The 25,549-nt window shown below is 45.9% G+C and carries 20 protein-coding genes; 6 read left to right on the top strand and 14 right to left on the bottom strand.

Annotation, left to right across the window (positions count from 1 at the left end):
• Positions 1 to 36: 36 nt before the first annotated feature.
• Together AC3FZD_RS09500 and AC3FZD_RS09495 are read right to left on the bottom strand one after the other, a co-directional pair.
• Positions 37 to 1,362 (bottom strand): M16 family metallopeptidase, encoded by a 1,326-nt coding sequence (locus AC3FZD_RS09500; RefSeq protein ID WP_488739900.1) that lies wholly within the window; start codon positions 1,360 to 1,362, stop codon positions 37 to 39.
• Positions 1,363 to 1,523: 161 nt separating this feature from the next.
• On the bottom strand, positions 1,524 to 3,881 hold the full coding sequence (locus AC3FZD_RS09495; RefSeq protein ID WP_488739899.1) for a tetratricopeptide repeat protein: 2,358 nt from the start codon (positions 3,879 to 3,881) through the stop codon (positions 1,524 to 1,526).
• Between the two features lie 484 nt (positions 3,882 to 4,365).
• On the opposite strand from AC3FZD_RS09495, the gene AC3FZD_RS09490 reads away from it, so the two are divergent.
• On the top strand, positions 4,366 to 4,617 hold the full coding sequence (locus AC3FZD_RS09490) for an NfeD family protein (RefSeq protein WP_488739898.1): 252 nt from the start codon (positions 4,366 to 4,368) through the stop codon (positions 4,615 to 4,617).
• A gap of 73 nt (positions 4,618 to 4,690) precedes the next feature.
• Here the strand turns inward: AC3FZD_RS09490 and AC3FZD_RS09485 are convergent, their stop codons facing one another.
• From AC3FZD_RS09485 to AC3FZD_RS09435, 11 genes are all read right to left on the bottom strand, one after another.
• The gene (locus tag AC3FZD_RS09485) at positions 4,691 to 5,377 is read right to left on the bottom strand and encodes a Uma2 family endonuclease (protein ID WP_488739897.1); all 687 of its coding nucleotides are present in this window, start codon (positions 5,375 to 5,377) and stop codon (positions 4,691 to 4,693) included.
• Positions 5,378 to 5,520: 143 nt separating this feature from the next.
• Positions 5,521 to 6,207, bottom strand: a complete 687-nt coding sequence (locus AC3FZD_RS09480; RefSeq protein ID WP_488739896.1) for a Uma2 family endonuclease — start codon at positions 6,205 to 6,207, stop codon at positions 5,521 to 5,523.
• A 146-nt stretch (positions 6,208 to 6,353) separates the two neighbouring features.
• Positions 6,354 to 7,304 carry a F0F1 ATP synthase subunit gamma gene (locus AC3FZD_RS09475; protein ID WP_488739895.1) on the bottom strand — a complete coding sequence of 317 codons (951 nt, stop codon included), beginning with the start codon at positions 7,302 to 7,304 and terminating at the stop codon, positions 6,354 to 6,356.
• Positions 7,305 to 7,376: 72 nt separating this feature from the next.
• Positions 7,377 to 8,894 (bottom strand): F0F1 ATP synthase subunit alpha, encoded by a 1,518-nt coding sequence (gene atpA, locus AC3FZD_RS09470; protein ID WP_488739894.1) that lies wholly within the window; start codon positions 8,892 to 8,894, stop codon positions 7,377 to 7,379.
• Between the two features lie 89 nt (positions 8,895 to 8,983).
• Complete coding sequence (atpH, locus tag AC3FZD_RS09465; protein WP_488739893.1) at positions 8,984 to 9,532, bottom strand: ATP synthase F1 subunit delta; 549 nt, start codon at positions 9,530 to 9,532, stop codon at positions 8,984 to 8,986.
• The gene (locus tag AC3FZD_RS09460) at positions 9,532 to 10,059 is read right to left on the bottom strand and encodes a F0F1 ATP synthase subunit B (RefSeq protein ID WP_488739892.1); all 528 of its coding nucleotides are present in this window, start codon (positions 10,057 to 10,059) and stop codon (positions 9,532 to 9,534) included. The genes atpH and AC3FZD_RS09460 overlap by 1 nt, the downstream gene beginning before the upstream one ends.
• 133 nt (positions 10,060 to 10,192) lie before the next feature.
• Positions 10,193 to 10,672 carry a F0F1 ATP synthase subunit B' gene (locus AC3FZD_RS09455; RefSeq protein WP_488739891.1) on the bottom strand — a complete coding sequence of 160 codons (480 nt, stop codon included), beginning with the start codon at positions 10,670 to 10,672 and terminating at the stop codon, positions 10,193 to 10,195.
• A gap of 175 nt (positions 10,673 to 10,847) precedes the next feature.
• Complete coding sequence (gene atpE / locus AC3FZD_RS09450) at positions 10,848 to 11,093, bottom strand: ATP synthase F0 subunit C (RefSeq protein WP_283755739.1); 246 nt, start codon at positions 11,091 to 11,093, stop codon at positions 10,848 to 10,850.
• Positions 11,094 to 11,215: 122 nt separating this feature from the next.
• Positions 11,216 to 11,971, bottom strand: a complete 756-nt coding sequence (atpB, locus tag AC3FZD_RS09445; protein ID WP_283755738.1) for a F0F1 ATP synthase subunit A — start codon at positions 11,969 to 11,971, stop codon at positions 11,216 to 11,218.
• Between the two features lie 98 nt (positions 11,972 to 12,069).
• Positions 12,070 to 12,504: an ATP synthase subunit I gene (locus AC3FZD_RS09440; protein ID WP_488739890.1), complete on the bottom strand. Its 435-nt coding sequence runs from the start codon at positions 12,502 to 12,504 to the stop codon at positions 12,070 to 12,072.
• A gap of 256 nt (positions 12,505 to 12,760) precedes the next feature.
• Positions 12,761 to 13,969: a class I SAM-dependent methyltransferase gene (locus tag AC3FZD_RS09435; RefSeq protein ID WP_488739889.1), complete on the bottom strand. Its 1,209-nt coding sequence runs from the start codon at positions 13,967 to 13,969 to the stop codon at positions 12,761 to 12,763.
• Positions 13,970 to 14,273: 304 nt separating this feature from the next.
• Between AC3FZD_RS09435 and AC3FZD_RS09430 the strand changes: the two genes are divergently transcribed.
• From AC3FZD_RS09430 to AC3FZD_RS09410, 5 genes are all read left to right on the top strand, one after another.
• Positions 14,274 to 16,949, top strand: a complete 2,676-nt coding sequence (locus tag AC3FZD_RS09430) for a phycobilisome rod-core linker polypeptide (protein ID WP_488739888.1) — start codon at positions 14,274 to 14,276, stop codon at positions 16,947 to 16,949.
• Between the two features lie 449 nt (positions 16,950 to 17,398).
• On the top strand, positions 17,399 to 17,884 hold the full coding sequence (apcA, locus tag AC3FZD_RS09425; RefSeq protein WP_283755734.1) for an allophycocyanin subunit alpha: 486 nt from the start codon (positions 17,399 to 17,401) through the stop codon (positions 17,882 to 17,884).
• Between the two features lie 86 nt (positions 17,885 to 17,970).
• Complete coding sequence (gene apcB, locus AC3FZD_RS09420; protein ID WP_283755733.1) at positions 17,971 to 18,456, top strand: allophycocyanin subunit beta; 486 nt, start codon at positions 17,971 to 17,973, stop codon at positions 18,454 to 18,456.
• 242 nt (positions 18,457 to 18,698) lie between these two features.
• The gene (locus tag AC3FZD_RS09415) at positions 18,699 to 18,902 is read left to right on the top strand and encodes a phycobilisome linker polypeptide (protein ID WP_283755732.1); all 204 of its coding nucleotides are present in this window, start codon (positions 18,699 to 18,701) and stop codon (positions 18,900 to 18,902) included.
• 150 nt (positions 18,903 to 19,052) lie between these two features.
• Entirely contained in the window at positions 19,053 to 20,228 is a 1,176-nt protein-coding gene (locus AC3FZD_RS09410; RefSeq protein WP_488739887.1) for an FtsW/RodA/SpoVE family cell cycle protein, read from the top strand.
• Between the two features lie 4 nt (positions 20,229 to 20,232).
• On the opposite strand, the gene AC3FZD_RS09405 is transcribed toward AC3FZD_RS09410, so the two are convergent.
• On the bottom strand, positions 20,233 to 25,440 hold the full coding sequence (locus AC3FZD_RS09405) for a response regulator (RefSeq protein WP_488739886.1): 5,208 nt from the start codon (positions 25,438 to 25,440) through the stop codon (positions 20,233 to 20,235).
• Between the last annotated feature and the right edge of the window lie 109 nt (positions 25,441 to 25,549).

The following is a 25,549-nucleotide window of genomic DNA, read 5'->3' as shown; positions in this document are numbered from 1 at the left end:
TACAACAGATAGAACATCAGATAGAACATCCCGGAATTACCACAAGGGTTTCAGTTGAGTCACCACATAGCGATCGGGATGTAAATATTTGCGAGCCACATGCTGGATATCTTCAGGAGTCAGGGATTGAATGCGATAGGGATAACTCACCGCTTGCCTAGCTTCTGCCACGGTATGGTAATACCCATACAATCCAGCCAATTGACTAGGGGTTTCCGTAGAGAAGGCATAATCATTACACAGTTGACGCTGGCACGATCGCAATTCACTCTCCAAAATCGGGGTTGTGCGTAGGGTCTCTAGGCGATCTCGGATCAAGGCTTCTACATAGTCCAGATATTTTGGCTCTAACCAAACCGTAATCGTAAACAAGCTAGAATCCTGTTGCAGAGAGAAATCACTGCCAACCCCATACACTAAACCCTGTTCTTCCTGTAATTCTCTCACAAGACGGGAAGTCCGCCCACTGGCTAAGAGTACGGAAATTAAATCCAAGGCATAGGCTTCACTGAGGCGACTCACTCCCGGCCCTAACCAGGCCATCATTAATCGAGCTTCTTCTAAGCGAGGATACTTTAATTCCTTTCTGTGAATGGTTTCTAGGGGAAAAATGGCGTGGGCTTGGGGTTTTCTGAATCCATGTTCTGTGGCAAATTTTTTCGGCGATCGCCCATTTCCCCAAGGCTGACTATTCCTAGGTGCTTCTTCTAACTTGACGAAACTTTGACTCACCAGATCGATCGCCTGAGTTTCACTAATATCTCCCACCAACACCACCGTCATATTCTCCGGTTGATAACACTGGTGATGGAACGCCTGCATCTGTTCTGGCGTATGGTTTAAGACTTCGGTTTGCGTCCCTAGTACCGATCGCCCATAGGGATGATCCGGATATAAATTTTCCAGCAAAGAGGAAAACCCAAGCCAGTCCGGATCGTCTTGAGTTTGTCTTATTTCTGACATCACTACTTCCCGCTCTTGCAGAAATTCCTCTTTCGGAATCGCCGGATAGAGTAAAATTTGGGCTAAATAGGGCAGGGTATCCGCCAGGTGAGGAACCGCCGTATTGATGTAGAAATGGGCATAATCATAGCTGGTAGCCGCGTTACTGACTCCACCCCGATTTTCAATCACGCGATCGAATATTCCCGGCCCGATCTGATCGGTTCCTTTGAACACCATATGTTCTAGAAAATGGGCCAATCCTGGCAGTTCTTCCGGTTCATGCATTGCCCCGGCTCTCACCCACACATCCGCAGCCACTGCCGGAGTGGCTGACATTTGTTGATGGATTAGGGTTAAGCCACTGTCGAGTTTTAGGGTACGAGCTGGAAAATGGGGGAAAGATAATAATTTTGCCAAGGGTTTGACAGTTTATATTATTTGCTGGCGGAATTGTATCGATTTTTATTCTGTTTTTTTGTAGCTCAGAATACATAATTTGAGATTCTGGGAAGTTTGAGAGTCATCAGGCATCAAAACCCAGAGTGTGGCAGATAGGAGAACGGAGTGCAGTATTTTTTTTAACTTTTCATAGACTCCCGTACTCGTGCTATTTGTTTGGGGGCGTTGATTTTTTCCCAGAGTTTAATGGCTCGGTTAAAGTAATCTTGGCTCTGGGCAAGATCTCCGGTTTCTTGATAGGTTAATCCCAGTTGATAGTAGGCTTCAGCGAGGTCACATTTTGCTCCCAGTTTCTCTAAGATTTCGATGGATTGAGTGTGATAGGAGAAGGCAGTTTTATAGTCGTTTTGGAGGCGATAGAGTTCAGCAATTCCAGTAAATGCTTTACCTTTGACTTGAATATATTGGGTTTTATCTGCATCCTCTAGTGACTGCTCGTATGCTATTTTTGACTGAGTATAATCCTCAAATATTTTATAGGTTTCTCCCAAGAAATAGCTCCGGTGTACTATTGCCCAATCGCCTATTTGATCTGAATATTGTTGATAATACTCTTTATGTTTATCAATCCATACCTTAGCCTTATCGGTATTTCCCAAATAAGCATAAGTAGCCACTAAAGCAAAAGAAGTTTCTACCAGGTAAAAGTATATACTGTGTTTTTTTGCATCTTCATAAACTTGCTCCAGAATAGGAAGTGCTTCTTCAATTTCTTTCAACTCTAAATAACATATGGCTTCACTAAATCTAGCTATACAATCTCGTTCAATATGAATATTTTTTTCTTGAGGTAATGCTTTTCTTGCTTCCTGATAAAATTTTATTGCTTCACGAATGTCCCCTAAAATCCAAACGCTTGCACTGAGACTAAAGTATAATCTTGCTATATAATATGAGTTTTTAATGTGAGGTAAAAGTTTTGTAACGGCTGTGATGATTTGATGAGTATAGAGTCCTAATCTTCTATTAAGTTCATACAAAGTTTCTTTTTTATACCATTTTGATTTAAAAGGATACGGAGATATCCAATTGGCTTTCCTGTCTTCCACCAGAATTTCTACAGCACATTCATAATCAGGAATAGCAAAATAATGATGGAACGCCTCAAAAGATTGTTTTAACTGATCGATGTTGTCCACATACTCAAAAAGATTGCGCCAAAACTCTGCTGCGGTGCGGTTTGCTTGCTCCCAGTTATCAGTATCCTGCAACCGTTTCAGCGCTTCTTGTCGAATTAAGGGATGTAACTTGTACTCTCCATTCACGCGCTCAAGTAAACCCCGATCGCCTAAATCCCGAATTGCTCTCACTCCCTCATGCTCCGGTACACCCCACAATAAACATAATAATCCTGCTCTGGGAACCGTGGGCACATCTTGGAATCGGAAACATCCCATCCGATAGAGCAGTTGATACGCTGTGGGACAAACTTCTTGCAGACGGTTAAATTGTTCGATAATGAGATTGGCGATCGCATCTTCTACGACTACTCCCTCCTGCGTGCGGTGAAATTTCCAGTAGTCCTCAATGCTGTTATCATGGTCTGCGGTGATACGCGATCGCAGCATCTTCATCGCCAATGCATTTCCCTGATACCCTTCGTGCATCTCCCCTAAATCCGAAGTATTCGTATCTATAGCTTTCTGCTGAAAATACTCCTCCCATGCTTCCAGACTCAAACGCTCTAGAGGATAAACCTCAATATCCAAATTCTCAGCAACTCTCTCCCGACTGGTGATTAACGTAACGGAGCGAACCGACGAACCACACAACACGCGCATTAAATCCACATAACTGCGGTGATTCTCGATAAATCTTCCCCCTTCCCCTAATGCAGGTTCCAGGTTATCCACCAGCACGCCTATTTTTTCTGACTCTAACTTCGTTCGCAAGCGATCTAAAGATACGCCAAACTCCCGTCCCGGTTCTTCTCCCAGAATGCGTAACTTCTCCTCCACCAAACTTTCCGCAGAACTGACGTTTTGCCGTTCCTTGGCAATATCAAACCGCACCACAGTCTGAAACCGTTGCTGTAAGTACCGTTCCGCTAATACCGTTTTCCCCACTCCTCCAGGACTGAGGATCAGGATACACCTTGCACCCTGTTGGATCAGGGTATTGATATCGGTTATAGCCTTTTTCCGTCCCACAAAATTCGGATCAGTTTCCGTATCTTGCTCTATCTCCGGTTCCAGTGCGTCTTCCTGTGGTGTTGTCTCTTGTCTGACTAACTCCGGTTTATACTTGGCGAATAAGGCTACTAAATTATGGCGTTGTGAAGTGCGATCGCACTCTAAATCATTTTTCAGTCCAAAAGCAGAGCAAATATTGCTGAGATGCTGTCTGACAGTAGTTTCTTCAATAGACAAGGAATGAGCAATAGCGCGATCGCTCTCTCCAGCTAAAAATCGCTTCAGCACCTCTTTGCGTCTGTCTGTGAGCTTTTCATACACCTGCTCAAACTGCCCTTTTAGCATCTTGCACAACTGTTTATAGATGTTTGTTCCCCATCTCGATCAAGAGTAACACCTGTTTAGTATTTGTTTGTACTCATTTTTATAAACTGTGTTCAAATGACAGCCAACTCTGGAAGGAGAAGGAATATGAGTCTATTTGAACGATTTTACCTGATCGTTTTCCTCGTCAGTGTCAGCTTGCAACTGATCGCCCTAAGTCTGCAAATTTTATCTGTTACATAACATACAGCACTTTACGCGGTAATGAGGTACAGCCGAAAAAGATCCCCCCAACCCCCCTTAAAAAGGGGGGGAATCAGAAAGTCCCCCTTTTTAAGGGGGATTTAGGGGGATCAAAATGTACCCCATAGCAGCGAAAACTGCTGTAGCATACGGGCGAACGCCGTTCGCTCCTACAAATTTAGTTGTTTAACCCTAAAATAAAGAGGTGTTTCTAATGTTTAATTGGTTCCGAAACAGAAAAAAATCTAACTCCAGTTGCTCGATGGAATGGTTCCAAGGTGAAGGAGTCGTTTCTCAAACGATTTACCCTAACCGAAAGGGTCGCGTGTATTTTAGGGGTACGTGGTGGCCGGCCAAATGTTGCGATAATAGTACCCTAGAACCCGATGAAATTGTGGAAGTGATTGGGAATGATAATATCACCCTTTTGGTTCAGTCCTTAAAAATAGACTCTCGATCGCAGTCAGAATCCCCTTATATCAAATCTATTTATTTACGCTACAGAGATCTGTAGGGGCGGGTTATACCCAAATCTTGTAGACTGACAACTATTTTTGTAAACCCGCCCTCCCCCACTCTACCCAAACCTACTTTTGCGACAAAACTCGCACAAATTCTTGATGCTCTTCTGTTGCTATTCCTGCTTGCAATACCTGCAACACCCGCCCTAAATTACCACTCAACAGCGCCTCAACATCTAACCACAATCCCGGATAGACTTCACTGCGAATGATCCCCTCCTCATCAGCTTCCAATTTCTCAAATTGACCCGCTCTCAGGCGAAACCAATCGATCGCCCGATCCTCAACCCGCCATACCAAATATTCTTGCACCTGATGGCGACAATACACCTGCAACTTATCTTGCATATCCAGAGAAACAGTCGAAGCAGAAATTTCTACCACTAACTCCGGCGCTCCCACCACATATCCCTCATCATTGACAATCGATTGTCCTTCCCGCTCAACCCGGAGGAGGATATCGGGTTGGGGTTCATTGTTACTATCGAGAATCACTGTTGCATTATCGCCTCCTTGACACCCTGGAGTCATCGACGCATAAGTTCCCAACCAAGCGATCGTGTTAAAGTGAGGTTTTCCATGTTGGTTAATGCGTAACGGTGATGCCATATAAACTACTCCTTCAATTAATTCCGCTTTCTTCACCTCCGGCATGTTAGAATAGCGGCGCTCAAATTCTGTGCGCGAAAGATGGTCTCCATTTTCTAATGGCGGAATATTGGGCGATCGCGTGATCATTGTATTCGTAACCATAGTTATTTCTCCTTAATTTTTCATATCTGCTTGGGGAAAATCCCCCGATAAAAAAGGGGAGTTGGGGCGATCAAAATATACCGCATAGCAGTAAAAATTGCTGCATGACGTTAAGGTTGGGTTTCATTTCCTTCTACCCAAACCTACTTTTGCGACAAAACCTGCACAAATTCTTGATGCTCTTCTGTTGCTATTCCTGCTTGCAATACCTGCAACACCCGCCCTAAATTACCACTCAACAGCGCCTCAACATCTAACCACAATCCCGGATAGACTTCACTGCGAATGATCCCCTCTTCGTCGGCTTCCAATTTCTCAAATTGACCCGCTCTCAGGCGAAACCAATCGATCGCCCGATCCTCAACCCGCCATACCAAATATTCTTGCACCTGATGGCGACAATACACCTGCAACTTATCTTGCATATCCAGAGAGACAGTCGAAGCAGAAATTTCTACCACTAACTCCGGCGCTCCCACCATATATCCCGCCTCATTGACAATCGATTGTCCTTCCCGCTCAATGCGTAATAACCCATCCGGTTGTGGTTCGTTGTTTTGGTCTAAGATAACCGTACAATTGTCTCCACTTTCCACTCCGGGAGTCATTGCTTCATAGGAAAACAACCAACCCATGATGTGGCTGTGCGGTTTTCCATGTTGGTTAATCCGTAACGGTGATGCCATATAAACCACTCCTTCGATTAATTCCGCTTTCTTCAACTCCGGCATGTTAGAATAGCGGCGCTCAAATTCTGGGCGTGAAAGATGGTCTCCATTTTCTAATCGCGGAATATTGGGCGATTGAGTGATCATTGTATTCGTAACCATAGTTATTTCTCCTTAATTTTTCATGCTGATGATTCATTAATTTGAATTTTAACGAAAAGCCAAAGAGGAATACATAAAAAAATATCGGCACAGCCTATATCCTTTCAGGCTGCACCGATTAACCCATTCATTGCCAGGGCATATGGCTAATTCAACGCTTCTGCTCCACCAACCACTTCTAGCAGTTCTTGAGTAATGGCAGCTTGCCGAGCCTTGTTATAAGACAAGGTGAGGGTTTTAATCATTTGACTGGCATTATCCGAGGCACTACTCATGGCGGTCATCCGAGCAGCCAATTCACTAGCGGCTGATTCTTGCAGGGCCCGCAGGAATTGGTTTTTAATGAATAGGGGTAAAAGACTCTCCAGAATTTGCACCGGATCTTGTTCAAAGATCATATCTCTGGGGAAACTCCCTTCAGAGGAAGAGCTGACTTTTTCCCTAGAAACATTAAAGCTACCATTGGCTGTCGTCAGGCGGAATACTTCATCATCAACCACTTCTAACCCTTGGGGGGTTAAGGGGAGGAGGGTTTGAATGACAGGTCTGGAGCTAATTAAGGAGACGAATTTGGTATAGATCAACTCTACCCGGTCTACTTTACCAGAAAGGAACCAGGCGAGAATGCTATCTACAATGTCGTCCGCTTCTTCAGCACTGGGGATTTGACCCAAATCGGTGCGGGTGTTGGCAATGGGCACATTCCGACGCTGAAAGTATTGAACCGATTTACGCCCTAAGAGCGCGTATTCGTAGTTGAGTCCTTCATTTTCCAGTTCTTTGGCTCGCGTTTCAGCGCGACGGATGACGTTACTATTGTATGCGCCACAGAGGCCGCGATCGCCGGAAAAGACAATTAAGCCAACGGTTTTTACCTCGCGATTTTTCAGCAATTCCAGGTCAACATCTTCAAATTGAAGACGACTTTGCAGCCGGTACAGCACTTGAGCCAAACGGTCAGCAAAGGGACGAGTTGCTAACACTTGTTCTTGGGCGCGACGCACTTTTGCTGCCGCCACCAAACGCATGGCTTCCGTAATTTTGCGAGTATTTTTAACGGATTTGATGCGATCGCGGATCGCTTTAAGATTTGCCATAGGAAAAACGAGGAGATAGGGACAGGAAATAGGGCAATAGTGGATAGGGATCGACTATCCACTATCTGAAGACTAGGCAGAAACCAAGAAGGTTTGCTTATATTCAGCGATCGCTTCTTTTAACAAGCCTTCTGCTTCATCGGTGAGTTTCTTCTCACTCTGAATCACTTCGCCAAACTTGGGTTTGCTGGATTTCAGATAATCCCGCAGTCCTTGGGCAAAAGTGGCAATTTTTTCCACCGGAATATCATCAAGATATCCATTCAACCCAGCATACACACTGGCCACCTGTTCGGGAACACTCAAGGGAGAGTTTTGGGGTTGTTTGAGTAACTCTTGCAAGCGTTGTCCCCGTGCCAATTGGTCTTGGGTCGCCTTATCCAAGTCAGAAGCAAACTGGGCAAAGGCTCTCAGGTCATCATACTGAGCCAATTCTAGTTTCAGTTTACCCGCCACTTGTTTCATCGCTTTAGTTTGAGCCGCCGATCCCACACGGGATACAGAGATACCCGCGTTAATGGCTGGACGTAAGCCAGAGTTAAACAAGTCAGCCGAGAGGAAGATCTGACCATCCGTAATCGAAATCACATTAGTGGGAATGTAAGCCGAAACGTCCCCAGCTTGGGTTTCGATAATTGGCAGAGCCGTCATACTACCGCTACCCAGCTCCTTATTCAATTTAGCTGCCCGCTCTAGCAGACGGGAGTGGAGATAGAATACATCCCCAGGATAGGCTTCACGGCCGGGAGGACGACGCAGCAGTAGGGACATTTGCCGGTAGGCTTGGGCTTGCTTACTCAAGTCATCGTAGATAACTAGAGTATGTTTGCCTTTGTACATGAAGTATTCCGCCATACTTGCCCCAGTATAGGGAGCAATGTATTGTAGGGTAGCGGGGTCACTGGCGTTAGCCGCGACCACGATCGTGTAGTCCATAGCTCCCTTTTCTTCCAGGGTAGCCACCACTTGGGCAACCGTAGAGGCTTTTTGACCGATCGCCACATAGACGCAAACTACGTCCTCTGACTTCTGGTTAATAATCGTATCAATAGCAACAGTCGTTTTTCCCGTTTGGCGATCGCCAATAATCAGCTCCCGTTGCCCCCGACCGACAGGAATCATCGCATCAATCGCCGTAATTCCCGTTTGCAGAGGTTCACAAACCGACTGACGGGCAATAATTCCCGGAGCTGGAGATTCAATCAGGCGGGTTTCCGTGGTTTTGATCTCGCCTTTGCCATCAATGGCCTCACCCAAGGGGTTAACCACCCGGCCAATCATCGCGTCGCCAACGGGGACTTGGGCAATGCGGCCCGTCGCTTTAACGGAGCTACCTTCTTGGATATTGGTTCCATCGCCCATCAATACGGCTCCCACATTATCCTCTTCCAGGTTCAGGACAATGCCCACGGTTCCGTCTTCAAATTCTACAAGTTCTGCGGCCATGGCATTGTCTAAGCCATAAATCCGAGCAATACCATCACCGACTTGCAGAACCGTACCGACTTCAGAGACTTTTACCTCCTGGTCGTACTGTTCAATTTGTTGTTGGATAATACTGCTAATTTCGTCTGGTCTGATAGCTACCATATGCGTTTATTTTTGGATGTAACAGATGTGCTTAGGGGTCAACAGTTGAAAGTTGGGTCGTCCCCAGGGGGGGGAGTGGTTTACCCGATCTAGCCCAGGGCTAGACCAATGCGCCGCAGTTGGCCGCGCAGACTCGCATCAATCACTTGAGATCCCACTTGGATGATCACGCCACCAATCAGGTCAGGATCAATGCGAGTTTGGAGTTCTACCTGTCTGGCATTGGACATCGCTTTAGTCCGTTCGGCGATCTCCGTTCGTTCCCCTTCCGTCAGTTCTACGGCTGAGGTTACCTGGGCCAAAACGGTTTGATTCAGTTTCCGTAATAGGGCCAGGTAGGTTTGGCAAACCCCATCTAAAAATTGGATGCGTCCCCGATCCACGAGCAGGAAGAGGAATCGTTGAACATATGCGTCCGCTTGGTCTTGAGTAATTTGTCTGAGAACCCCTTTTTTAGCATCCGGGTTAATCAGGGGATGACTCAGCAGTGAGCGCAGTTCTTCACTGCTCTCCCACATTTCTAGGATCAGACGGACATCATCGCCAAACTTCTCTGTCCGATCATTGCTTTGGGCGATGGACATCAGGGCTTGGGCATAAGGTTCTACAATCGAACCGACAATAGAACTATTTTTCATTAGTTTCCTCCTACCCTAGCAATGCACCGATCGATCATTTGATGTTGAAGATCGTCGTTTAATTCAGCTCTAATTTGGGATTCAACCCGTTGCATCGCTAAGGCAACCACCCGTTTCTTCAGTTCAGCAATCACCCGGCTTCTTTCAGCTTCTAGATCTTGGGCGGCTGTGTCTTGCAATCTTTGGATGTCTTCATCCGATTTAGCTAAGATGGCTGCTTTGACCGATGCGGCTCGCTCCATCGCCTGTTGACGGATTTTTTCCGCTTGAGCTTGAGCCTGAGCGAGATTTTGTTCTTGTTCTTTCAGAGCAGATGCCGCTTTTTGTTGTCGCTCTTCGGCCTCTTTAATGGCGTTTTCAATTTCTTCGCGCCGAGTAGCTAGGGCTTTACCCACCGCAGAGCGACCGAAGTACACCAACACTCCGATGATAATGACGAGGTTAACGAGGTTCGTCTCAAGTACATCAAAATTGAGTCCGAACCCATGTTCTGTTGCTTCTGTTGCCAGCAACCAAAAATTACCCATGCTATGAAAGTCCATTTAAGCGCAGTTTTTCTACAGGTTTTCCTCGGTTTTGACCCAGGGTTTGGGTCAAAAACGAAGTCCGAAAGGAACCGTTGGGTATCGAAGGCGCAGGGGGCTACTGAGGAGGATAGGATCAACTAGCTTGGAGGAGTTTATCTAGGATTTGGCGACTGAGTTGGTCTACCTGTCCTTCTAGGACTCCTAGGGTTTCCTGTTTTTGTCGATCAATCTCTTCCGTGGCTTTTTCCCGTTTGTTGAAGCTCTCTCGCTGGGCCTGGGCCAGGTTCTGAGCGGCAATTTTCTCCGCTTCAGCTCTAGCTTCAGCAATCACCGCTTGCGATTGTTTGCGAGCGGATGCGAGTTCTTCTTCATACTGCTGGGCGAGTTGTTCGGCTTTAGCTAAACGTTCCCGCGCTCCGGTTAAATTTGAACGGATATAGTTGCTCCGTTCGTCTATGGCATTACCCAGAGGTTTATAAAAAATCTGATTCAGTAGGGCTGCTAAGATAAGGAATTGGATAGCCATTACTGGTAGGGTGGCATCTAGGTCAAAGAGACCTCCCGCTTCCTCTGCCGCTGCTTCTACTGCAAGAAGTATTGTCCAATCGATCATTGGCGATCGTCCCCAGTTTTTAACGATTTTCTCTGGTTTTACAGTTTTCCCTAGAGATTCTAGGGAGCAGTGGCTAATCTGTAACGGAGCTGACCATCTCGACGATTGACTTCCGTTAGATTAGGGTAGAGATAGAAAGCGCTTTCCTATCTCTACTGTTCGTTAGCCCAAGGCTCTACGAGAAGGGGTTGGCAAATAAGAGTACCAGGGAAACGACTAGACCATAAATGGTTAGTGCTTCCATGAATGCCAAACTGAGCAGGAGAGTGCCTCGGATTTTTCCTTCAGCTTCAGGTTGGCGGGCAATCCCTTCTACCGCTTGACCGGCAGCGTTTCCTTGTCCAATTCCAGGGCCGATGGCAGCTAAACCAACAGCTAGGGCAGCAGCAATAACGGAAGCAGCAGCAACTAGTGAATCCATGATGGGTTCAATCTCCTTTTTAATTGAGTACACTTGATAGGATTTTGTTTTTCGGCTTGAAACCGAATGGTAGCAGAGAAGCTTTCTCTGTTGGGATGGGTATGATCCTTGTCCCTTGAAGGCTAACTATGTTCTTCTTCGCCATGATGAGGATCTTCTAAAGCTTCCCCAATGTAGGTGGCGGCCAAGGTGGCAAAGATTAGGGCTTGAATGGCACTTAAGAATACTCCCAATGCCATAACTGGCAAGGGAATAAACAAGGGAACCAGTAAGACTAATACCCCAACCACCAATTCATCAGCCAGAATGTTACCAAATAGACGGAAGCTTAGGGAAAGAGGCTTAGTGAAGTCTTCAATTACCTTGAAGGGGAGCATGAAGGGCACTGGCTCAACGTAGTGAGCGAAGTATCCTAAGCCTAGCTTTTTGAGACCGGCGTAAAAATACGCTAGGGAGGTCAAAAGGGCTAGGGCGACCGTGGTATTGATATCGCTGGTTGGTGCGGCTAGTTCACCTGCTGGCAAATGGATGATTTTCCAGGGAACTAAGGCCCCTGACCAATTTGACACAAAGATGAACAAAAATAAAGTACCAACAAAGGGAACCCAGGGTCGATATTCTTTTTCACCCATGGCATTTTTGGCCAGGTCTCGAATGAATTCCAAAGCGTACTCCATGAAGTTTTGCATTCCACTGGGGACTCTTTGGACGTTTCGAGTGGCAGCTAGGGAGGCAATCACGAGCAGTCCAATGACAAACCAGGAGGTGAGTAGGACTTGGCCATGAATTTTGAGATTACCGATTTCCCAATAGAGATGCTTACCGACTTCAAGCTCGGCGAACGGGAGGCTATGATAAGCGTCCAGGAAGTTAAGCATATCCATTATTAAAGAGGGTTCAGAGTTAGGGTTCTGATCGAAGGGGCTGGCCTTTTTACAGGATTTGACCGTTTATCCATGGGGCGATCGCTCGCTGATTATGGATTTAAGGTAGTTCTGAGAACGTAAGCAATGATCGCCGCTTTGTAGGTTAAAAATCCCAAGAAGATGGGCACGATTTCTAGCTGTTTCCATTCAAATGCGACAATCATCACACCAATGAAAACGGCTAAACCGGTATTGCCCAGACGTTGTTTTGCTCGTCCGATTCCTTCTACGTTTTTGGCCAAGAGTCTGAGGTAGACTACACCAGTACATGCGCCGATCAAATAGCTGAGGGCGGTTGTGAGGGTATAGAAGAACCAGACTGAAAGGAAGATGATTCCTGTCATCCCTAATGTCCAGAGGTACAACTCTTTTTGGAGTTGATAATACTCATCCATTGCGCCCGGTGAGGCACTGGGGAGCGGAAATTGGGGCCGGTCTTCTGCGGTTGGCGTTGACGTTTTTGGAGATTCGTCGGAGGTATTCACTTCGACTGATTAACCTTAAGTTGTTGATCTGCGTTTTCCCATGACCCAATCGGGTAAAAAGGTGGCATTCCTTTGTGGGAAAAGGTTCTGTGGGGGGTTCTCCATGAGGAGAGCCACAGAGGATCTAGCCAAACTTTCTTTCAGGTCACCCTGAGAGGTCTGTTCGTAGACTCCCTCGAAATCATATCACGCAGAGGGGTCAGTTTCTGAAGAAAGTGTTAATCCTTTGAGGGAGGGACAAAATAGGGAATTACCCTCAAGGGTTGGCGGGATTGAGATCGCCGGTTGGGGGAGTGAGCAGAATCAAATTTTGCTTTAGGAGCGATCGCATTTCTGCCAGCGTTTGTGCGCTTTTATCCAGGATCTCGTTAACCGTTTGTTGGCCGTTACAGGCTTGTAGCAATTGAAATTGTTCTTCCGATAGGCTCACGGGTTGATAGTCCGGGTTGAGGATGCTTTGGGAGGGCCATCCATGGAGACAGGGATTGGGTTCGGGGATGGCTGCGCCCAGAAGCTGATCGTCAGACCAGTCATAGTAATCGAGGGGAGGACGAGCGAGGAAGAATTCGTAGTGAGTCAGTTCTGGGTCGAGGAGTTCGATGAGGCGATAGCGTTGCTGGTCGCTCAGGTTCTCTACCCGTGCCATCAGTTCCGGGGCTTGGCCCAGCAGGCGTTCAATCTGCCAATACTGGGGATTAGAAAAGCCGACGAAGGCTAATCCGGAAGCCTCGATTAATTCAAACAGGGTATCGATGGTGTAATCAATTTCCTGGGGATGGACGTACATATCGGCGAAGCATTCATCCCGGTGATTTTCCAGGGCCCAGCGCCGTTTGTCCTCGCGCACGATGCGGTTATCTTCTGGCAATACGGAGAATAATTTACGGCCAATTTTGACTCCATCTGGGTAATCTCCGCGATGTTCTCCTTGCAGGAGGGCGATCGCCTGTTGCATGAGTTGAATTTCAAATCGTCCCAATTGGGCATAGACAAAGATATGGAGAATTCCTCCTGGGGCTAACTTACAGGCTAGGGATTGAATGCCACGGATCGGATCGGGGAGATGGTGGAGTACGCCTACGCAATTAATCATCTCAAACTGTCCGGGCAGTTGCCCCACATCGTACAAACTGAGGTGATGAAATTCCACCTTCTCCGCTCCGGATCTCTGGCAGCGTTCTTTAGCCACAGACAAGGCTCCGGAACTCAAATCTATACCCACAACCGAGGCTTGGGGATTCAAATGGACTAAGTATTCAGTTCCCACCCCTGTGCCACATCCAGCATCAAGAATGCGGATCTCTTGGCGAGGGGGCTTGTGTCCAGAGCAGAACTGGTAAGCGGTGAGCCAATTCCAGCGCCAGTTGTATCCCGGAGGGGGTTCATCAAGCAAGGGTTCTGGAGGAAAGGGGTAAGTATCGTAAAGTTTAGCTACAGCGTGACTAATGGCTTGAGCTTCGGACATAGCGGGGAGAAAGTGAGGGCTGCCAGATCTGATTATCTAACATTTGGGCCTCCTCTGAGGAGTTAACGGTTGCTGATAACGTAACAAAACTTATCTTTTTTCTCAGTCAGGGGACTGCGATCGCCTATGATGGTGAATCGTTACGCTTTTTAATAAACAAGGGGGGTCAACCCAGACTACCCTTAAGATCAAACACCAAATAGCTGTCGGGGATCAGTCTGCTGGACTGGTCAGAGATAGCCAAAAGCCGTTTAACGCATTAATGCAATTGCTGTAAACATACAAAGGGAGCTAAAAAGAGCGCATGACTATCAAGGCAAGTGGTGGAAGCTCCGTTGCTCGTCCGCAACTGTATCAAACGGTAGCCGTTTCAACAATTTCTGTTGCTGAACAGCAAGACCGTTTCTTAGGAAGGACTGAACTCGGTGAACTTTCAACCTATTTCGAGTCGGGTCTCAAACGGTTGGCGATCGCCGAAATCCTCACTAAAAATTCTGAACTGATTGTTTCACGGGCAGCCAATCGGATCTTCACCGGTGGCTCTCCCATGGCTTTCTTGGAAAAGCCTGCCGATCCCCAACCGATGCTGGTCGGAGCCGGAAAAGGGATGCAAGTTGGCACTCAAACCTTTGTAGAAAGTGGAGCCAGTGGAGGCATCTTTTCCGGATTGGGGTCTTTGTTTGCTGGGGGTAGTGCTGGCCCCGTCCCCCCTGGATTCCGTCCCATTAACGTTTCCCGTTACGGGCCGGCGAATATGACTAAATCCCTGCGGGATTTAAGCTGGTTCCTGCGCTATATCACCTATGCGATTGTCGCTGGAGACCCCAATATTCTCTCCGTCAACGTCCGGGGACTCAGAGAAATTATTGAAGGCGCTTGTTCTACGGCTGCAACCACTGTAGCCCTACAAGAAATGCGAGCGGGTGCTTTGGGATATGTCAGAAATGACGCAGAAGCCAGTGATATCGTCGGACAATATTTTGATGTGGTGATCTCGGAATTCAAAGCTTCCACACCCTCGAACAAAATCCGTCAACGCCAGACCTTAGATCAACAAGGACTGCAACTGCCCCAAATTTATTTCAATGCTTCTGAGCGTCGGCAAAAATTTGTCATGAAGCCCGGACTCTCCTCTTCCGAAAAGCAGGAAGTCGTGAAGGCAGCCTATCGGCAAATCTTTGAGCGGGATATTACTCGTGCCTATTCCCAATCCGTGTCTTACCTGGAATCTCAGGTGAAAAATGGCGATATCTCCATGAAGGAGTTTGTCCGTCGTTTGTGTCTGAGTCCTCTCTATCGCCAGCAGTTCTATGAACCGTTTGTCAATAGCCGGGTGGTAGAACTGGCCTTGCGCCATATTCTCGGTCGGGGTTTGTCGAGTCGGGAAGAATTCCAGAAGTATTTCTCTATTGTTTCTGATGGGGGACTGCCCGCTTTAGTGGGTGCTTTAGTCGATTCCCAAGAATATTCTGATTACTTCGGAGAAGAAACGGTTCCTTACTTGCGCGGTTTAGGCCAAGAAGCCCAAGAGTGCCGCAACTGGGGCCCCCAACAGGATCTGTTTAAGTACAGCGCTCCTTTCCGCAAAGTGCCCCAATTTATTACCACTTTTGCGGCCTATAACCGTCCCCTGCCCGATCAGCATGTGTATGGTTCGGGTAACGATCCCCTAGAAATTCAGTTTGGGGCAATTTTCCCCAAAGAAACTCGTAATCCCAGTACCTCTCCTGCACCTTTTGGTAAGGATACGCGCCGCTTGTTGATTCATCGCGGAGCAGGGATTAATAATCAAGTTTCGGCTCCTGAAGCCCGGGGTAAAGCACCAGGAACTTTGGGTGCGAAGGTGTTTAAGCTGGATCAAATCCCGCGAACGGTGGGTAAAAAAGCGGGAACCAATGTCAAGTTCTCGGAAACTTCCACTCAAGCGGTGATTCGTGCCTGTTATTTACAGGTCTTTGGCCGGGATGTCTATGAGGGACAACGGCTGAAGGTGATGGAAATTCGCCTGGAAAATGGAGATATTACGGTTCGGGAGTTTGTGAAAGCGCTGGCTAAGTCAGATACTTTCCGCAATCTGTACTGGAGTTCTCTGTATGTGGTGAAGGCGATTGAGTATATCCACCGTCGGTTGTTGGGTCGTCCGACCTATGGCCGTCAGGAAATGAATCCCTATTTTGATTTGTGTTCTAAGAAGGGTTTTTATGCTCTGGTGGATGCGATCGTTGATTCTGTGGAGTATGCTGAGGCTTTCGGAGAAGATACGGTTCCCTATGAGCGGTATCTGACGGCGGCTGGATTGTCCTTACGCACGATGCGCGTGGGTACTCTGCGTGAAGATATGGGTCAACTGGTTAAACCCGTACAGACTCCACGGTTTATTGAGCTAGGCGCGGTCACGGAATCCCGTGGTGATATTGAGATCCAAGAGCGGATGAATCAAGGAGTTCGCAAACAACGGGAACAGCGCAAGGTGTTTAAGCTGACTAATTTGGCGGATAAACCAGCAGTCAATGCCTTGATTGGTGCAGCCTATCGGCAAGTCTTTGAGCGGGATGTCGCCCCCTATATCGTCAGCAATGAATTCTCTCGTTTAGAGAGCCGTTTGACGAATGGTGAGATCACTGTCAAGGAGTTTATTGAAGGTCTAGGTTGTTCGGATCTGTATATCAAGGAGTTCTATGCGCCTTTCCCGAATACCAAGGTGATTGAGCTGGGTACGAAGCATTTCTTAGGTCGTGCGCCGTTAGATCAGGCGGAGATTCGCAAGTATAACCAGATTTTGTCTAGTGAGGGCATTCGTGCTTTTATTGGGGCAATGGTTAGTAGCATGGAATATTTACAGGCTTTTGGTGAAGATGTGGTTCCTTATTGCCGGTATAATACTCTTCCGGCGGCCAACTTCCCGAATACGGAGAAGCTGTATAACCAGTTGACGAAGCAGAGCAAGGAGATTGTTGTTCCTAGCTTTGAACCCGTCTAAGGGCTATTTAGGTTAAATTTCACACTCAAATTCTGGGGTGAGAGGACAGTCCATTGGGGAAGAGCTGAGGCTCAATCCCTGATGGGCTTTCTTATGGACGATCGAAAGAGTCAAGATGGGTAACCCCCAGAAAAAGCACAGGTCAATGGTCTTAACTACCTATACTCAGAGGATCGGAGCAGGGATCAAAATGAGGAAAAATGTTAAAAAATATTAAGAATAGATTTAGGATGTGAACTCAATGCCTGACAATGATTTCGGACGGATATAAAACCAACGATCTAGATCGGAGGTGAATGTCCGGCGATCCCTGAGTCAGAATCCTGTGTTTTTAAGCGAATTTCCTTGAGCTATGCCAAGGTTGCTTACACTAGACTCAGATCCTTTGGCGCAAGCCATTTATATAAAACCCAATTGGTGACAATTTCTATTTTGGAGGACTCCACAACATGAGTATCGTCACGAAGTCCATCGTGAATGCTGATGCTGAAGCTCGTTATCTCAGCCCAGGTGAACTGGATCGGATCAAAGCTTTTGTAACATCTGGTGAGCAACGTTTGCGGATTGCTCAAATCCTAACCGACTCTCGCGAGCGCATTGTTAAGGAAGCTGGCGATCAACTCTTCCAAAAACGCCCGGATGTGGTTTCCCCTGGTGGAAATGCTTATGGCGATGAAATGACCGCAACTTGTCTGCGGGACATGGACTACTACCTGCGTCTAATTACTTATGGAATCGTAGCGGGTGATGTCACCCCCATCGAAGAAATCGGTTTGGTTGGTGCAAAAGAGATGTACAAATCTCTGGGCACTTCCCTGGATGCAGTGGCTGAAAGCGTGAGTTGCATGAAAGCGGTAGCGACTTCCCTGATGTCAGGTGAAGATGCGGCTGAAGCCGGTTCTTACTTCGATTATGTGAAAGGTGGTCTTTCCTAGACTTCACCCAAGTTTTAGCCAAGGCTCAGGTTTTGAGCATTAACTACAACTGACCATTTTTAAGTAACTACATCAAGAACACAACCATGCAAGACGCAATTACTGCTGTTATCAATTCTTCTGACGTTCAAGGTAAGTACCTTGATTCTTCTGCTCTAGACAAGCTCAAAGGCTACTTCGGAACCGGCGCTCTGCGGGTTCGTGCAGCGACTGCAATTAGTGCAAATGCTTCCACCATCGTGAAAGAAGCAGTAGCTCAAGCTCTGCTTTACTCGGATGTAACTCGTCCTGGTGGAAATATGTACACCACCCGTCGCTATGCTGCTTGTATCCGTGATATGGATTACTATCTGCGCTATGCGACCTATGCTATGTTAGCTGGCGATCCCTCCATCTTAGATGAGCGGGTTCTCAATGGTTTGAAAGAAACCTACAACTCCTTGGGAGTTCCTGTAGGTTCCACTGTTCAAGCTATCCAAGCCATGAAAAAAGTTACCGCCAGCTTAGTTGGTGAAGCTGCTGGTAAAGAAATGGGTGTTTACTTCGATTACATCTGCTCTGGCTTAAGCTAGACTAAGTGCTTCAACTGAAGGTGGTGCTTTATAAACTCCCTTCAGAAGTAGAGTCTGGGAAGTCTAGGGTAAGTCCTAGACCGTTACAAGCCTAATCGATAGAAAGGGTTTGTCTCGGAAGTTAAGCACCGATCGCAATGGTCTAGAATTGGCTCTTGACTCCCAGACTTTGGAGGGTAAAGTAAAAGGTTTTGATACCATTTTTTCTGAGTTTTTGAATCACAATTAGGAGAAATTAGCCCATGCGGATGTTTAAGGTAACGGCTTGTGTGCCGAGTTTAAGCAGAATTCGGACGCAACGAGAACTCCAAAATACCTACTTCACAAAGTTGGTTCCCTATGATAACTGGTTTCGCGAACAACAGCGAATTATGAAAATGGGTGGAAAAATCGTTAAGGTGGAGTTGGCGACTGGTAAGGTGGGAACCAACACGGGTTTACTCTAATCTATATCGATTGCACTCTGGATGGTGGTTTGCCCTACTGATAGAGCAATTCAAAGAGTTTTCTAACAAAGCAAGAGTAAGGGTTTAAGCTTTACTTTTGCTTTGTTGTTTGTTAGAGTCCATGAAGAATTGGTTTGATAACGACAGTCCTTGAACTTTCAACAGTTAATTCCTTTAATTGACTCCTCGGTGAAGGAATGGGCAATAGAAGCGAGACTATTGCGGTGGTTAACATTCCTTTGGTTATCGGTTGGGTTGGTGATTCTATTTTCTGCATCCTATCCTCTAGCCAATAATTACTATGGGGATGGGTTTTATTATGTGAAGCGGCAAATGGCTTGGGCGCTTTTGGGCTGTGTGGGGTTTAATTTCATGGTTCATACGCCGTTGAAGTTGATGATGAGAGGGTCTCAATGGTTTCTGCTGCTGTTTCTGGGGTTGATTGGGGTGACGGCGTTAACTGGATTGGGGACGACGATTAATGGGGCAACGCGCTGGTTGTCTGTGGGAGCTTTTCCGATACAACCTTCGGAGTTGATTAAGCCGTTTTTGGTGTTGCAGGGGGCGCAGGTGTTTGGTTTGTGGCCGTCGTTGAAACCGGTGATGCGCTGGCGATGGTTGGGAATTTTTGGGACGGTGTTGGTGGGGATTCTGCTGCAACCGAATTTGAGTACGGCGACGTTTTGTGGGATGACGTTGTTTGCAATTGCCCTGGCTTCGGGTTTACCTTATCGTTCTCTGTTAACCACTGGGGGGGTGGGATTGGCTTTGGGGATGTTGAGCTTAGGGATGAATGAGTATCAACGACAGCGAATCATGACGTTTTTAGATCCTTGGGCCGATCCGATGGAGAATGGTTATCAATTAACTCAAAGTTTGATGGCGATCGGCTCAGGAGGCTTTTGGGGTACTGGGTTAGGACTCTCGCAACAAAAATGGTTCTATTTACCGATTCAGTACACGGATTTTATTTTTGCGGTCTATGCTGAGGAGTTTGGCTTGGTGGGGAGTTTGCTGTTGTTGTTGATGTTGGGGGTATATGCGACTCTGGGCTTAATGGTGGCGCTCAAATGTACGGATAAGTTCCATCGTTTAATTGCGATCGGTGCTACTTTTTTGCTGGTGGGGCAATCGTTAATTAATATTGGGGTGGCGACTGGAGCGCTTCCCACTACGGGTTTACCGCTACCGATGTTTAGTTATGGCGGTAATTCGATGATTGCCAGTTTGTTGTCTGCGGGATTGTTGGTGCGAGTGGCGAGGGAAAGTCGTCAAGCGGCGGTGGTTTCTCTTGATGCTCGTCGTCGGGCCTCAAACTCTGACTAGGGAGTTATTTTGAGGTGATAAAGGGGGAAATCGCCTCACAAATGGTTTCAAACTCAAAGTGATGAACGCGCTTCACTAACCACTGGGTGATTTGGGGATTATTGATATCTGCGCTCAGGTCAAGAATTGAGTCTTGATCGGCTTCAATAGCACTTTGATGAAGGGCTAATAACTGTTCAGTTGATAAGGTTTGCCAGGGCAAACTGATGGAGGGGAGTGTGGCGGCAGAGTATGGGGTTTCTGCTGATTCTAGGGTGGACTCCAGAGGACAAGTTTCATAGAGATAACGAGCGCCCAAATAGTGAGCTATTTTTTCTAACAGCACTTGTTCGTGAAAGGGTTTGCTGATAAAGTCGTCACATCCAGCCGCTAAAACCTGTTCTCGATCTTCTTCAAAGGCATGAGCAGTAAGCGCCATCACTACGGTGGCTTGGCCTTGGATGGTTGATTTAATCTGATGGGTGGCATCTAAGCCATTGAGAACAGGCATCCGCATATCCATGAGGATCAGATGGGGTTGCCAACTTTGCCAAAGGGCGATCGCTTCTTGTCCATTTTGAGCCGCTTGCACTTCAAACCCGACATGAGTTAACAAATGCAGCATTAATAAGCGCTGATCCCGTTCATCATCAACCACTAAGATCCGATAAATAGGCTGATTTGGAGCTAACCCAGTGATGGTTTGTTGAGGGCGATGGGAAATGATTGATTCGGCTTGTCCGAGGGGTAAGGGAATCTCAAAAAAGAAGGTACTCCCCACCCCTAACCTAGAGTCTACTCTTAATTGACCTCCCATTAACTCAACGAAATGTTGACTAATGGCTAATCCTAATCCTGTGCCTTCTTGATCGTTGTGACAGAAATCAGAAAGGGGAGTCAATCCCTTACTTTGCACAAAAGGCTTAAACAAAGTTTCTATATTTTCCGGGGCAATTCCTATACCCGTATCAATTACTTTAAACTTAACCTTATATCGATCGGGATGCTTTGCAGATATCTCGGATCGCGTGACTTCTAGGGTAACGGAACCTTGGGAGGTAAATTTAATCCCATTATCAACCAAATTGAGAAGGACTTGCCCTAATTTTTTCTCATCTCCATGAACATATTGATTCACTGTTTCTTCAATTTTGATTTTTAATTCTAATCCTTTGAGTCGAGCCTTAAGTTGCAATACACTTTTTAAATTTTCCACAACTTTGAGTAAATCAAAATCCGTGGTATTCAGGTCAACTTTACCCGATTCGATCCTGGACATTTCTAGCACATCATTGATTAAATTAAGCAGATGTTCACCACTTTGATTAATAATCTTCAATTGCTCTTGCTGAATTCCGGATAAGGAGCCATCACGTCCCATGACTTGGGCAAAGCCTAAGATCGCGTTGAGAGGAGTGCGAAATTCATGACTCATTTTTGCTAAAAAAGCACTTTTAGCTCGATTAGAAGCATCAGCATTTTCTTTAGCTATTTTTAGCTCTTCTGATTTTTTCTGAATTTGATCGACTAATTGCCATTGTTGAATGGCAATGCTAAGACAATTGGCAATATATAGGGCTATTTTAATTTCATTTTCTTGCCATTCACGAGCCGATCTATTTTGATAGATTCCCAACAATCCCCAAAGCTTTTGAGAGGAAAATAAAGGGATAATTAGATAGGATCTAGCCTGCATTTTTTCCACAAACTTTAGATACTCAACCTCAAAACCAGCTTGATAAATATCTGTTATAGATAAATATTGAACCTGATGATCGGATGATTCTAAGGAAATAGATTTTAAAGGATAAGAGCATTGACTGGGAGTATTGAGCCAATGTTTAATGGCACAACTTTCATCGACAATGAGTTCTGATGACCAAGCAATCTGACTTTGTAAATCTAATAAAGAAGTCCATCCTGAAGCGAAAGAATCAGCAATAAATTGACCGCTAAAATCTAGATTTAATTTATAAATAGCAACTCTATCACTGTCAAATAGTTCTCGAATTTCATCGGTTGTTAATTTGAAGGTTTTATCGAGATCTAATATTTGTTGTATATGGGATAATATTCTAGAAATAGACCGTTCTTGTTGGGCTATTTTTTCTAATTTTTTTTGCGAAATTGTCCGTTCTAGTTCTGCTTCCGATCGAGCTACAAATATATCTATAATAACTTGTTTTTGAGCATCTATGTTTAAGGGCTTGGTGTCTAAAACAGCTAGATAACCTATTATTTGGTGGTGGGTATTTTTTAGGGGTAATCCCAAATAGCTCTTAGCGTTTAATTGTATAATTAAGGGATGATTTTCAAAGTCATCTTGTAAGTTATCCGGATAATAGACGGACTCTCCAGATAAAAGCTGATCGCAGGGAGCATTAATGGTTTCAAATTGCTCAATTCTCTGAATTTCTTTACCATTCCAGAAGGCTAAAATATCAACCTGATGAAACTGGGTATCAGAGACTTGAGCAAGTAAGGCATATTTAACTTGTAAAAGGTCAGCTAAATATTGAGTACAGCTCTCAAAAAAGTTGTTACCTGTCGCAGATGCAATGCCTTGGGAAATTAACTTTAATGCTAACTCTCGCTGCTTTTGAGCGGTGATATCTACACCAAAGGCTTGAATATCTACTAAAATTCCCCAACGGTCAACAATGGGTTGATTAGTCCACCGCAACCACCTGTTTTCTCCTGTCCCTGAGCGATACTCATATTCCCAAGTTTTAGGATTTAGGGTGGTTAAGAGTTCTAGGATGTTATTTTCAAGGTCTTGGAGAGATTGGGAGTCAACCAACCATGAGTTGAGTTTTTTGCCAATTAAATCTATAGTATTTTGATGAAAGAATTGACAGAAATACTGATTAACAAAAGTGAGTTCTGTATTGGGTTTCCAGCGACAAATTAAAACATCTTTTTGGACTTCAATAAGTTCGCGATATCGCCGTTCACTTTCTTTGATCTGCCATTCTATTTTGCGGGTTTCGGTAATGTCTTCGACCAGGGCAAAAATAAATTGGATTTTCTGGTGTTCTTGAACGGGCGAAAGGGTTACTCTTCCCCATCGGATTGCTCCATTGTGGTGAAGATAGCGTCTTTCGATTTGATAGGATTGAACTCTACCCAGTAATAAGTTTTGAAAATTGGGGTCATCTAGATTATCATCGGCATAAATAATATCGTGAATAGGACGATTTTGCAGCTCTGTTGAGCGATAGCCGAGGAAGGATTCAAAGGCTGCATTGGTTTGTAAAATATGACCTTCTAAGGTGGTAATATATATGCCAATTCCTGCTTGTTCAAAAATGGCTCGAAAACGGGCTTCACTTTGTTGGAGGGCAGTGGTGATGGTTTCTAGGGGGGTGATATCCCGTACAACTAAGAGGATGGTGTTGTGGGATAGGGGGGAAATTTTGCCGGAAAACCACATGCGTCGATCGCCAATGTTCAGGTGGTATTGAAGGGTTTGGGTTTCTCCGGTGGCGATCGCCTCTCGAATCGCTCTTAAATGTTCGTCGGCTTCGGCTTGAGGTAAACAGTCGTATAAACTCTTGTGTAACTTATTTTCTGGGGGTTCCTGGAGAAAGAGGGGATTATTGGTCATAAATTTCAGACAAATTCCCTCCTGGTTATAAACCATGATCAGATCGTCCATAGCCATGAGCATCGCTCTTTGTTCGGCTTCAATCTGTTTCTGACAGAGGACAGTTCCGAGTTGGGAGGCGATCGCCCAAGCAAAGGTTAGGAGTTGATGGGATTGATGGTGGAATTCTAAGGTCGAGATTCCCGACAAAAACAGCGCTAATACTGCCACTACCTTTTCCTGCGGTCGATCTCCTGAGACCGAAAGAATGGGAATCCATAACCCTTGTTGGATATGACATAGAGCGGCTAAATCGGGCTGTTGACAAATTTCTGGCGATCGCTGGGGGACATCCGGCACATATTCCGCCTTTGCGGTTGCCCAAACCTTCCCCAGTAAGCCTGTCCCACTGCTCCAAATCTGTTCTTGACGACCAAAGCGAAACCGTTCTAAATGACTCAACACCTCTGGAGGCTCCTGTTTGTGGCAGTACCAAGCGGGACTTAGAGTTAAGGTCTGACCATCGGGACTCGGAAGCCAAACTTCACCGTAGCTCCAACCACTGGCTTCACAGAGATGTTCTAGAGCTGATTGCAAAGCGCTGTTAAAATCCGGCGATCGACTAATCGCTTGAGTCACCCTTAGTAACAATTGGGTCTCTTCTTCAGCCTGCTTCTGTTTCAGAGCCGTTTGTCGAATCCCGATCCACTTACCCAATCCTTGAGCCATCAGCTCTACAATATCCTGGGCTTGAGTATCAAATCTCTCCAAGCGATCCTGAGTTGAGCCAAAGATTAAAACCCCATACAATTCATCCTGTACCCAAATCGGTGTGCCCATAAACGACTTCAAGATACAGCACCCCAAATTGAGAGCCTTAAGAGACCTCAACCCCCGATCGATTTCTTCATGGGTAACCGTTTTTTGGCGGCGAACTACCCAATCCAAATAAGTATCCTCAACCCTCAGTCGCCCAGATGAACTGATGCTATCAAACGTTGATTCCAGCGCATCAATCACATACATACCCTCCTCCAGATGACCCATCAAACCCACTGAACACCCGAAAATGGAACATCCGGTTTGCAGATAATCCCCAAATAAGGCTTCTATTGTCCGATACTGGGAAGTATTTAAACGATGGATCTGTTTAAGATGGACACTAAAGCGCTCCAGTTTAGCTTCCATCAAACGACGATATTCAATTTCTTCTTGTAACCGGAAATTCTGGGTAAGCAGTTGTTTTTGGGTCTGAGACGCTCGGATATGATAATCAATCCGAGCCAGCACCTCAGATTTAAGAAAAGGTTTAGTCACATAATCGACTGCTCCGACTTCAAAGGCTCTAACCTTATCAATTTCTTCACCTAGGGCACTAATAAAAATAATTGGGATATCCTGAGTTAAGGGATCGGCTTTGAGCAAAGCACAAACTTGATAACCATCTAGTTCTGGCATTAAAATATCCAGTAAAATCAAGTCAGGTGGCATTGCCTTAGCACCTGATATTGCCAATGCACCTGTAACCGCCGATCGCACCTTATAGCCCTCTTGACTGAGCATCTTAGCAAACAAATGCAGGTTTGCTGGGATATCATCGACAACAAGGATATTGGGTTTAACCGAGACGGGTTCCTGCGTAATCATTAGCGATGGGTCAGACAATGAATGCAAAATGGGAGCTGGGTTTGAGAAACAGAAACAGAGCCATCATGAGTCTAAAGTTATTTTTGATTCATATTAGCACTGTGATTAT

This window comes from Roseofilum sp. KMC-1 (genome assembly GCF_057802075.1).
The sequence above is the reverse complement of the archived record's forward strand: the minus strand, read 5'-3'. Positions and strand labels throughout refer to the sequence as shown.

Coding starts and splice junctions, on each gene's coding strand:
- AC3FZD_RS09435 (WP_488739889.1), bottom strand. CDS start 13,969: ATGTCCGAAGCTCAAGCCATTAGTCACGCTGTAGCTAAACTTTACGAT.
- atpB (WP_283755738.1), bottom strand. CDS start 11,971: ATGCTTAACTTCCTGGACGCTTATCATAGCCTCCCGTTCGCCGAGCTT.
- apcB (WP_283755733.1), top strand. CDS start 17,971: ATGCAAGACGCAATTACTGCTGTTATCAATTCTTCTGACGTTCAAGGT.
- AC3FZD_RS09495 (WP_488739899.1), bottom strand. CDS start 3,881: ATGCTAAAAGGGCAGTTTGAGCAGGTGTATGAAAAGCTCACAGACAGA.
- AC3FZD_RS09485 (WP_488739897.1), bottom strand. CDS start 5,377: ATGGTTACGAATACAATGATCACGCGATCGCCCAATATTCCGCCATTA.
- atpE (WP_283755739.1), bottom strand. CDS start 11,093: ATGGATTCACTAGTTGCTGCTGCTTCCGTTATTGCTGCTGCCCTAGCT.
- AC3FZD_RS09405 (WP_488739886.1), bottom strand. CDS start 25,440: ATGATTACGCAGGAACCCGTCTCGGTTAAACCCAATATCCTTGTTGTC.
- AC3FZD_RS09490 (WP_488739898.1), top strand. CDS start 4,366: ATGGAATGGTTCCAAGGTGAAGGAGTCGTTTCTCAAACGATTTACCCT.
- AC3FZD_RS09475 (WP_488739895.1), bottom strand. CDS start 7,304: ATGGCAAATCTTAAAGCGATCCGCGATCGCATCAAATCCGTTAAAAAT.
- atpH (WP_488739893.1), bottom strand. CDS start 9,532: ATGAAAAATAGTTCTATTGTCGGTTCGATTGTAGAACCTTATGCCCAA.
- AC3FZD_RS09430 (WP_488739888.1), top strand. CDS start 14,274: ATGACTATCAAGGCAAGTGGTGGAAGCTCCGTTGCTCGTCCGCAACTG.
- AC3FZD_RS09455 (WP_488739891.1), bottom strand. CDS start 10,672: ATGATCGATTGGACAATACTTCTTGCAGTAGAAGCAGCGGCAGAGGAA.
- AC3FZD_RS09415 (WP_283755732.1), top strand. CDS start 18,699: ATGCGGATGTTTAAGGTAACGGCTTGTGTGCCGAGTTTAAGCAGAATT.
- atpA (WP_488739894.1), bottom strand. CDS start 8,894: ATGGTAGCTATCAGACCAGACGAAATTAGCAGTATTATCCAACAACAA.
- apcA (WP_283755734.1), top strand. CDS start 17,399: ATGAGTATCGTCACGAAGTCCATCGTGAATGCTGATGCTGAAGCTCGT.
- AC3FZD_RS09480 (WP_488739896.1), bottom strand. CDS start 6,207: ATGGTTACGAATACAATGATCACTCAATCGCCCAATATTCCGCGATTA.
- AC3FZD_RS09460 (WP_488739892.1), bottom strand. CDS start 10,059: ATGGGTAATTTTTGGTTGCTGGCAACAGAAGCAACAGAACATGGGTTC.